Origin of the sequence: Streptomyces sp. NPDC097619, assembly GCF_040302735.1 — a bacterium.
Taxonomy (GTDB): Bacteria; Actinomycetota; Actinomycetes; order Streptomycetales; family Streptomycetaceae; genus Streptomyces.
In genome coordinates this window covers 24,987-33,103 of sequence record NZ_JBEOSD010000086.1, presented here as the reverse complement: position 1 = coordinate 33,103, position 8,117 = coordinate 24,987, and the positions used below count along the sequence as shown (strand labels likewise).

The following is an 8,117-nucleotide window of genomic DNA, read 5'->3' as shown; positions in this document are numbered from 1 at the left end:
AGCGCCGACCTCTTCCAGGGCCTCAACGACGTGGGCTTCTCCCTCGCGCCGAACGCCGTCACCTACTGGGTCGGCGAAGCCATGCAGGGCACCGATTACCAGGACCTCGACAAGACCCCCGAGAAGACCGCCACGACCACCAGGACCCTCGCCGCGAACACCGCCCATCTCGCCCGCCGCCTCAAGCGCAACAACTACCCGCCCGCCTGACACCCGGCCCGGGTCCCAGGTCCCCGGTCCCAGGTCCCCGGGGACCGGCGCGCCACCGCAGCCCCCTCCGCCGGAGAACAGGAGTCCTCCGTGGTCGAGAAGCACGAGAACGAACATCCGCGCACCACGCCGTCCCAGGCACCGGGTGAAGCCGGCGACGAGGAAGCACGCAAGGAAGCCGAAGAAGCGATCATTCCCGGCGGCGCCCGCGACGCCGAAGCCGACGACGCCCTCACACCCGGCCCGAAGGCCCAGCCCCCGGCACATCAGCGCCGCCAGGGCCACAAGGACAAGAGCGAGAAGCCGGACGGAGCCTGAGGCCCGTCGGGGGATCTCGCGGATGCAGGTCTTCCGCATACTCGCCCGCACCCTCGGCAACCTCCGCCAAGGCCTCCTCACCACCTGACCACGCCCTGCTGCGCCCACGATGCGGGCGTGGAGCCGCCCGGGCCCGGATCCTCGATGGTGCTGCTGCACGACGACAGCCGGGGCAGACGAAGTGGTACAGGCACACGACGAAGGAGTGGTCACCGCATGGCCGACGAGACGCCGCGCCCGATACCTGCCAGCCGTCACGCACTCACCCCTGACCTACCGGCCCGCTTCCCGGCACCCGATCTTCCTGCCGGACCGAAGCAGGAGCGGGCCAAGGGCGGTCCCCCGGCCGAGGAGGACGACGAGCAGTCGGCGCCTCCGGGCCCGGACGAGCCGGGTGCGGGGCAGGGCACGGGTTCCGGGGACGGGGACCGCAGGTAGTCGAGTCCGATCAGCGATGCCGACACCGGTCGGCCCGGCACGAATCAGATCCGCGACGAGCACGTCAACACCCCGCCGCGGCCTCAGCGGCCGCTCCGGGTCCGGGTCCGACACCAGGGCGCCACGCACCCGCCCGAGGTTCCTTCGGGGACGGAAGACGTGCAGTGGAAGCGGCCGGATCCCCGATACCCGTTGCCGATCTCCCCTGTCGGCAGTTGGGCCCGGGACAGCGAACGACCCAGGGAAGGAACCCGCACCATGTCCGCCGAACTCTCCGACGATCTGAAGAAGCTCATCGACGACACCCCGGTCTTCGCGACCGTGGCCACCGTCCAGCCGGACGGAAGCCCCCAACTGTCGGTCACCTGGCTGACCCGCGACGGCGACGACCTGCTCATCTCCACCACCATCGGCCGCCGAAAGGAGAAGAACCTGCGCAACGACCCCCGGATCACCGTCATGATCAACCCTGCCAACGCGCCGTACACCTACGCCGAGGTCCGGGGGACCACGGAGCTGACCACGGAGGGCGGACAGGAACTCATCAACGCGCTCTCCCGCAAGTACACCGGCAAGGACTACGCCGACTTCAACCCGGCGTCGGCGGACGACGCCGAGCGCGTGGTCGTCCGCGTCACCCCGCGCAAGGTCGTCGGCTCCCTGTGACAGCCCCACCCGCGGGTCGAGGGCGCTCCGGGGACGGGCAGGACCCGGCGGCCGACACCGGGACCGTCGAATCCACGTGATCCCGTCAGGAGGGACTGCGGGCCGGCCCGGTCAACCGGTGCGGGCGGCCCCAACGGTCACGCGGTCACGCGGTCACGCGGTCACGGCGATAGTCGGGCAACACGGCGCACGCGAGGCCGATGGCGAGCCTGTGTCGGCGACCGGCCGGTCGCCGACACAGGCGCCGCCGGTCCGGGCGAGGCAGCCCGGCTTCATGGCCTCGTGGCCGGGCGGCACGCGAACCCGCACACACCGGCGCGACCCCGACCGACGTCGGATGATGCCCGAGAACAGCGGGACCAAGGCCCACGGGAGGTACCGGCGGCACCGCCGGAGGCGGGGGGTGGGTTCAGGCACCCGCGGGGCGGGGAGTGCCCGCCCGCCGGGGTGCCGCGTGACGGGCGACCTCGTGCTTTTGGGCGTTCGGGAGACGGAACAGGAGAACCGACGTGGTCGCGAGGAGCCCGGCGAAGACCGCCAGGAGCAGAAGGCTGACCCACATCTGCCGGCTTCCGGGATGGGCCCACCCCGACCAGACCGCCGCGGCCAGCCACAGCAGGCCACCCGCCGCGTAGAACGCGCGGATCCGACGCAACTGGCGTACGGCCCGCAGGGACATGAGGAGTTCGCTCTTCGGTGCCATGCGAGCGCGTGTACCCCCGGCGGACACGATCTACCACAGGCTTCTCGTTCCGGGTCGCGGAGTGCCTGGCGCGGGGGCAGCCTCGCGGCCGGTCGTGAACCGCCGTACCGCGCTGACCCGATCGCAGCAGTGGTGCCCACCGCGAGGGTCGAGGGGAAGAGCGGACCCTGCTGGATGGGGGAGTCGAAGTCCTCCCTGTGCCGTGGGTGCCCTGGCAGGTCGTGGGGTAGGCGCGTGAGGGACACGGTCCGCTGACCTCGCGTGTTCACACCCGCGCTCCTTCCCTCACCCTGCCCCCACGGTCGGTCACCGAGTCACCACCGGTGGTGTAGGTGAACAAGGGTGCGGTCCCGGTCAGGGTCAGCAGATGGGACAACTGCCCGGGGAGCGGGCCCGCGAGCACGATGCGCTCCCGCATGACCAGCAGCGAGTTCAGGAACGAGGAGTCGGCGAACGTCACCCTCGTGACGTCCACCCGCAACAGCTCGGGCCCCGCCTGTTCGGCGGCCACGACCGCGGCCCGGAGGGCGTCCTGGAGCGTGTCGCGGGAGTCGATGTCGAACTCGCCCGACAACACCATCCACGAGCGGCCCGGTATCCCGGGGACGGGTTCGACGACGGCGCGGCCCCGTGCGGACGGGCCGGTGGGCGGACGGGGGGTGAACGGGGTGTGCTCGGTCATGGCTGCCATCCCGGCTGGTCGGGGGCCCTCCCCTTTCCGCGAGGACGGGAAAGGAAGTACGCGACCGAATCGGTGGCCGCGAGGATTGAGGAGGTCCGAACCGGAGGCACCCCACCCCTTTCAGGGAGGGATGCGGCAGCACGGGTCACACCAACGGCTACCACCAACGTACTCCTCCGGCCGGCGCCCCGCCCACCCCGAGAGCCGACCACCCGGGCTCACCGGAGGCCGCGACGGCGCGCATGACGCGGCTCGGACGGGGCATCCGCGGGACAGCCCACCCATGTGCTCGTGGAAACGAGGAGTGCCCGTGCTGCCTTTCGACGTGACCGAGAACGGTGTCCTGATTGTCCGCCTGCGGGCCGACCTTGACATCGCCGGCCGGGCCGAGGCCGTGGAGGCGATCAACGGCTACCTGGGCGCCCACCCGTCCGCGCCCGTCCTGCTGGAACTCTCCGATGCTCCGTTGAGCACGGCCGCGGTGAGCGCCGTCGTCCGGACCCACCGCATGTGCCACTCCTCGGGAGCGCCGATGGCCGTCATCGCGACGGAGGCCGGCACGCGACGGGCGCTGAAGGCCCAGGCGGGCCGCGAGGAGTTGGTCATCCGGCCGTCCCGCCCGCAGGCCGCCGCCGCGCTCTCGGCCACCGCGCTCCCGGACGTGGCCGCCGCGTGAATCGCACCGCGCCGGTCGGGTCCGCGGACTGACACCGGCCACCACTCCCGTCCTCCCACGCGCACGGCGCCGGGCCCGGTCCTCGGGCCCGGCGCGGTCGGGCGGTGTGGGGCTCGGTCAGGCCGCGAAGTCGAAGATCCAGCGCTGCTCGGTGGGGTAGTCGCCCGCGCAGCGCCACAGGGTGAGGTAGACGCCGTTGCCGTGGCTGCCGCCCTTGTTCGTCAGGCACCGGTGGTCCGGACCCGACTGCGGAACAGCGGCGCTTCATGCGGTCGGACAAGCACGGCTCCGCGCCCGGGGCGGCCCGGCGCAACCACGGCGACGGGCCAGATGATCAAGACCGCCGCCGCGTCGCCGACCCGGCCGGATCCATCCCTTCAGGGTTCAGATCGCGTGGACCTCGACCGCGCGGCCGTCGGGGTCCGTGAGGACGTGGCGTCCCGGGGTGAGCGGCGGATTGGCTCCGATGCCGTTGACGGCAAGGCCCAGGCGCAGTGCGTCCGTGCGGCGTCCAGGGCGGGCCGGGTAGAGCTCGAACACCATGCCGTTCGGAAGGACCGTGGCGTAGTGGTCGGGGCCCCGGCCGTGCCGCTCCGCGACGAAGTCCAGGCCCAGGTCCGGGTAGAACCGTCGGCATTCCTCAAGGCGCGGCGAGTACAGCACCAGCAAGGTCACGCCGGGCAGGTCGGGTGCACTCATCGGGTTCCTGACCTTCATCGACGCGGACAGGTGTGGGCGAAAACGGCCCGGCGCCCGGAGGCGGGGGCGTGGGAGTCGGCACGGGGAGCCGGCCCCCACGCTTCGCGTGGCTGCGGTGGCGAAGTCAGGCCCGCGCCTCACGGGCGGGAAGGGTGTGCGACAAAAGGAACTCCGTCGCCCCGGCGATGGCCTCGGCGGAGGAGGCGTGGACGGCCTCGGACTCCTTTTCCCGCTGGTCCGCGGCGGTGGCGGTGAACCACCAGGCGTCGGCATCCGGGTCATGGTGGATGACGGCGGCGCCGCCCGCGTACTGGAGCGGGACGGACTCGCCGGCCGCCTTCTTGGCCACCGCGTGCGGCCACTTGAGTCGGGCCGACTGGCGCTTGATGCCGCCCCAGGCCGCGCCCAGTTGCGCGTAGTTGGCTCCGCTGCGGCCCGCGACAGTGGCCGCGCTCTCGGCCAGTCGATCGACGGACAGTTTGGCTTCGTACAGCGACCTCAGCATGGCCAGCTGCACATCGGGGGCGGCGATCAGCGCGCTGTCGAAGGGCTTGTCGGCGGCGCGGTAGGCGAGAGCACGGGTCGAGATGCCCTCGGCCAGCGCCCGGACGGCCTCCAGCACCTTGTCGTCCATGGCGAACGAGTCGCCCTCGGTGGGCTCGGACCAGGCGGGCTCCACCAGGGTCATCACGGTGGCCCAGAAGTTCTCGTCGTTCCTGTCAGGGGTCGGGATCGCATCGTTCATGCGACAAGGTTACCTGTCGCCATGCCGAGCGACAAGAAAAACTGTCGCTGACAGTTCGTGAAGGTCGCTTCCGCTGCCAGCGGAGGTAACGGAGGTGCTGTTGTCCGGAGTCCGCACGCTCCCAGCACGCCTCGCCTCGCCGCGCGTCACGCTCGGCACGCGGCGCGGGCGAGCGGCCCCGTCAGGTCTGGCGCCAGTGGTCGGCCCAGGCGCGGGCGGCTTTGACGGTCTCGTCGAGGTCGGGCATGCCGAAGGCCTGCCAGTCCTCCCACGAGCGTGCCTCGGCTTCGGTGAGGACCCGGACCGCCTCACGGGGTGCGGAGGCGAACGCGGGGACGGTCGAAGCCAGGGCGGCGGCTTGTTCGGGTGTGTGGTCGCCGTCCAGGGTCAGGCGCAGGCCCCAGAGGGCCGTGTCGGCCCAGGGCGGGCCTTGGGCGGCCCAGGCCCAGTCCACCAGCCACGCCTTGCGGTCGTGGTCGAGGAGGAAGTTCGTGGCGGCGGGGTCGCCGTGGACGAGGTGATCGCCGGTCAGCAGTGGCCGGTCGGCGGGGTCGCAGTACTCGGACCAGCGGTCCCACAGGGTGCGCAGGCCCACGTCGGGGGCGCGGACGGTGGACAGTCGGCGCAGGACGTGGCTGACGGGTTGCAGGTGTTCGCTGCCTCGGGCGAAGTGCGCCCACGGTGTCACCCGCAGCCCTTCGAAGCCGAGCAGGAGCCAGGCGCCTGCCCGCGCGGTCCACTGCAGGCGGGGGGCGAAGTCGGGCAGGTGGGGGTTGACCTTGATCTCGGTGCGCAGCTCGTCGATGCGGTCGTGGTCGAGGGGAAGGCCTTTGACGAATTCCTGTGACCCGTCCTGGCGGGTGAACAGACAGGCCAGTCCCGAGCTTTCGCCCGTCTCCATGTCCGAGCGGGCCGCGCCTGCCCCGAAGCGGTCGGTCAGGGTCCGGCGGACCGGTTCGGGGAGCTCGTCGTAGGGTGCCCGGACGACCTTCACGGTCAGGCCCGCCCGGACTTCGGGGGCGGCGGAGTCGGGGGGAACGGCTTGCGGGGCTCGGTCGGCGGCCGGTTCGGCGGGACCTTCGACACCGGCCGCGCGGGCGGCTTGCGCGCTTCCATCACCATGCCCACCACCGTAGCCGCCCGTCCCGATCCTGCGGAGCACAACGATCCGTGCTCTCGCCCGCCTGAAGCCCGGTGTGCGTTCAGGCACACCTGTCCCACGGATGCCGGGCCCCCCGTCGGTCTGCACGCTCTCCGCGTACTCGGCCGACGGGGGCCGGGGTGGTTCCTCTAGCAGGTGGTGCCGAGGAGTTCGTCGAGGAGTTCATCCGCGCCCTCGTCGATGACCTGCTCGCTGATGGGGTTGCCTTCGCCGAGGAAGCGGTCGAGGAGGTCCTCCGCGGCCTCCATGGTGGGCTCGAAGGGACTGTCGCCGTCGCCGGCTTCGCAGGGCCGGTCGACGTACGGGGCACCAGGCGCGGGCGGAACGTGCGCGGTCTGCGCGGCGGCGGCCGGTGCGGCGACGAGGGTCGAGCAGAGCAGGACCGCTACCGCGGCGGCCCGGAGGACGGAAGGAGTCATGCCCGGTCACCTGTCCCGGCCTGCGGCCGTCACGCCCGTCCGGGCCCCTCTTCACCCTCCTGGTCGAGGGACACCGTCCGATCAGGTGCGGCGGCTGCGGTGGGGTGGCCGGGATCTCGTACGTACGAGAGATTCCTCCGACCCGTACAACCATCCTCTCCCCGTGCTGGTCCAACGCCCTGATCACAAGATCTTTTGACGGGGGAAGGAATTTCTTCATGGGCACATCCGCCCGCCGTGGCCGGCTGGCCATCGCAGTGACCACCGCAGCCCTGATCGTCTCCGGGGGTGTCGCCACCCCGCTGCTCACCGCGGGGCCGGCGCACGCCTCCGACCTGCCCGGCTGGAACCTCCCCGCCTCGGTGGGCGGCGACGAGCACAACCCCCAGGCCATGGAGCTCGCTTCGCTGTCGGACGGCTCGGCCGTGGCCGCATGGCGCGAGGGCGGGAACCTGACCGCCGCGGTGCGCGCCGCCGATGACGACCTGTGGAAGCGGCCCGGCCTGTCGGCCTCGGGCGTGACCCCGCGGCTGCCGCTGCGGGTGGCCGCGGACACGACGGGCGGGGCCACCCTGGCGTGGGCCGAGTCCGCCGCCTCGGCGCCGGGCACGCCCCTGCCGGCGACCCGACTGCTGGCCGCCGCGCTGCGGGGCGGGACCTGGTCGCAGCCGCAGGAGCTGCTCGGCGACGACGCGGGCAGTGTGGTGAGCGCCTTCCAAGTGGCGGAAGGCCCGCGCGGCACCGCCGTCGCCGTCTGGTCCGCGACAGCCGCCGACGGCACGGACTCCGGCGTGTACGTGGCCCGCCGCGGCGCCGGCGGAGCCTGGTCCGCCCCGGTGGCGGTGGTCACCGTCAAGGCCGCGGACGGGAGGATCGACGGCGCGGACGTCGCGGTCGCGGCCACCGGCGACGCGGTGATCGCCTACCGCCACACCGTCAAGGACGGCCTCCCCGGCATCAGGACGATCGAGCGGACGGGGACCGACGGCACCTGGAGCGCCCCCGCCCCGGCGGCGGCGCCGATCGGCGGCACCGGAACCCCGAACGCCGGCGCCGGCCCCGACGGATCGCTCGCCCTCACCTGGCCGCTGCAGGAGGCCGAGGGAACGGACGCCGAGGACCTGTTCGCCTCGGTCAAGCGTCCCGGCGCCGCATGGAGCACGCCCGCGCGGCTGCCGATCCGCAACACACCGCTCGCCACGACGTCGGAGCCCCTCATCGCCCCGGACGGCGACGTCACGCTGGTGTGGCGCGAGTGGTGGTGGGCCAGTGGAATGGACCCCGGCAACACCTTCGCCAGCGCCACGCTGGCCTCGGGCGGCGACACCTGGGAGCGCCGGCAGATCGGCACCCCGTGGCTGCCGGGAGCGTGAGACGCCGCCATCGGTCCGGACGGCAC

The 8,117-nt window shown here is 72.6% G+C and carries 11 protein-coding genes and 1 pseudogene; 6 read left to right on the top strand and 6 right to left on the bottom strand.

Annotated elements, in window-relative coordinates:
* From ABTZ17_RS22630 to ABTZ17_RS22615, 4 genes and pseudogenes are all read left to right on the top strand, one after another.
* A pseudogene (locus tag ABTZ17_RS22630) lies at positions 1–210 on the top strand (NADPH-dependent oxidoreductase); the annotation flags it as partial.
* A gap of 90 nt (positions 211–300) precedes the next feature.
* Positions 301–528, top strand: a complete 228-nt coding sequence (locus ABTZ17_RS22625; RefSeq protein ID WP_352197495.1) for a hypothetical protein — start codon at positions 301–303, stop codon at positions 526–528.
* A gap of 216 nt (positions 529–744) precedes the next feature.
* Complete coding sequence (locus ABTZ17_RS22620; protein WP_352197494.1) at positions 745–966, top strand: hypothetical protein; 222 nt, start codon at positions 745–747, stop codon at positions 964–966.
* 258 nt (positions 967–1,224) lie between these two features.
* On the top strand, positions 1,225–1,632 hold the full coding sequence (locus ABTZ17_RS22615; RefSeq protein WP_352197493.1) for a PPOX class F420-dependent oxidoreductase: 408 nt from the start codon (positions 1,225–1,227) through the stop codon (positions 1,630–1,632).
* Between the two features lie 409 nt (positions 1,633–2,041).
* Here the strand turns inward: ABTZ17_RS22615 and ABTZ17_RS22610 are convergent, their stop codons facing one another.
* Together ABTZ17_RS22610 and ABTZ17_RS22605 are read right to left on the bottom strand one after the other, a co-directional pair.
* Positions 2,042–2,335 carry a hypothetical protein gene (locus ABTZ17_RS22610; protein ID WP_352197492.1) on the bottom strand — a complete coding sequence of 98 codons (294 nt, stop codon included), beginning with the start codon at positions 2,333–2,335 and terminating at the stop codon, positions 2,042–2,044.
* A gap of 265 nt (positions 2,336–2,600) precedes the next feature.
* Entirely contained in the window at positions 2,601–3,017 is a 417-nt protein-coding gene (locus ABTZ17_RS22605; protein WP_352197491.1) for an STAS domain-containing protein, read from the bottom strand.
* Positions 3,018–3,327: 310 nt separating this feature from the next.
* On the opposite strand from ABTZ17_RS22605, the gene ABTZ17_RS22600 reads away from it, so the two are divergent.
* Positions 3,328–3,693, top strand: a complete 366-nt coding sequence (locus tag ABTZ17_RS22600) for an STAS domain-containing protein (RefSeq protein WP_352197490.1) — start codon at positions 3,328–3,330, stop codon at positions 3,691–3,693.
* 384 nt (positions 3,694–4,077) lie between these two features.
* Here the strand turns inward: ABTZ17_RS22600 and ABTZ17_RS22595 are convergent, their stop codons facing one another.
* From ABTZ17_RS22595 to ABTZ17_RS22580, 4 genes are all read right to left on the bottom strand, one after another.
* Positions 4,078–4,392, bottom strand: a complete 315-nt coding sequence (locus ABTZ17_RS22595) for a VOC family protein (protein WP_352197489.1) — start codon at positions 4,390–4,392, stop codon at positions 4,078–4,080.
* A gap of 124 nt (positions 4,393–4,516) precedes the next feature.
* On the bottom strand, positions 4,517–5,137 hold the full coding sequence (locus tag ABTZ17_RS22590; protein WP_352197488.1) for a hypothetical protein: 621 nt from the start codon (positions 5,135–5,137) through the stop codon (positions 4,517–4,519).
* Positions 5,138–5,318: 181 nt separating this feature from the next.
* Positions 5,319–6,131, bottom strand: a complete 813-nt coding sequence (locus ABTZ17_RS22585) for a phosphotransferase family protein (protein WP_352197487.1) — start codon at positions 6,129–6,131, stop codon at positions 5,319–5,321.
* A gap of 296 nt (positions 6,132–6,427) precedes the next feature.
* On the bottom strand, positions 6,428–6,718 hold the full coding sequence (locus ABTZ17_RS22580; RefSeq protein ID WP_352197486.1) for a hypothetical protein: 291 nt from the start codon (positions 6,716–6,718) through the stop codon (positions 6,428–6,430).
* A gap of 218 nt (positions 6,719–6,936) precedes the next feature.
* Here ABTZ17_RS22580 and ABTZ17_RS22575 point away from each other — a divergent pair, with 218 nt between their 5' ends.
* Positions 6,937–8,091 (top strand): hypothetical protein, encoded by a 1,155-nt coding sequence (locus ABTZ17_RS22575; protein ID WP_352197485.1) that lies wholly within the window; start codon positions 6,937–6,939, stop codon positions 8,089–8,091.
* Positions 8,092–8,117 lie beyond the last annotated feature (26 nt).

Bases quoted from the DNA above. Each gene is read 5' to 3' on its own strand.
- ABTZ17_RS22595 (WP_352197489.1), bottom strand. From the start codon at position 4,392: ATGAGTGCACCCGACCTGCCCGGCGTGACCTTGCTGGTGCTGTACTCG.
- ABTZ17_RS22610 (WP_352197492.1), bottom strand. From the start codon at position 2,335: ATGGCACCGAAGAGCGAACTCCTCATGTCCCTGCGGGCCGTACGCCAG.
- ABTZ17_RS22580 (WP_352197486.1), bottom strand. From the start codon at position 6,718: ATGACTCCTTCCGTCCTCCGGGCCGCCGCGGTAGCGGTCCTGCTCTGC.
- ABTZ17_RS22615 (WP_352197493.1), top strand. From the start codon at position 1,225: ATGTCCGCCGAACTCTCCGACGATCTGAAGAAGCTCATCGACGACACC.
- ABTZ17_RS22575 (WP_352197485.1), top strand. From the start codon at position 6,937: ATGGGCACATCCGCCCGCCGTGGCCGGCTGGCCATCGCAGTGACCACC.
- ABTZ17_RS22590 (WP_352197488.1), bottom strand. From the start codon at position 5,137: ATGAACGATGCGATCCCGACCCCTGACAGGAACGACGAGAACTTCTGG.
- ABTZ17_RS22605 (WP_352197491.1), bottom strand. From the start codon at position 3,017: ATGACCGAGCACACCCCGTTCACCCCCCGTCCGCCCACCGGCCCGTCC.
- ABTZ17_RS22620 (WP_352197494.1), top strand. From the start codon at position 745: ATGGCCGACGAGACGCCGCGCCCGATACCTGCCAGCCGTCACGCACTC.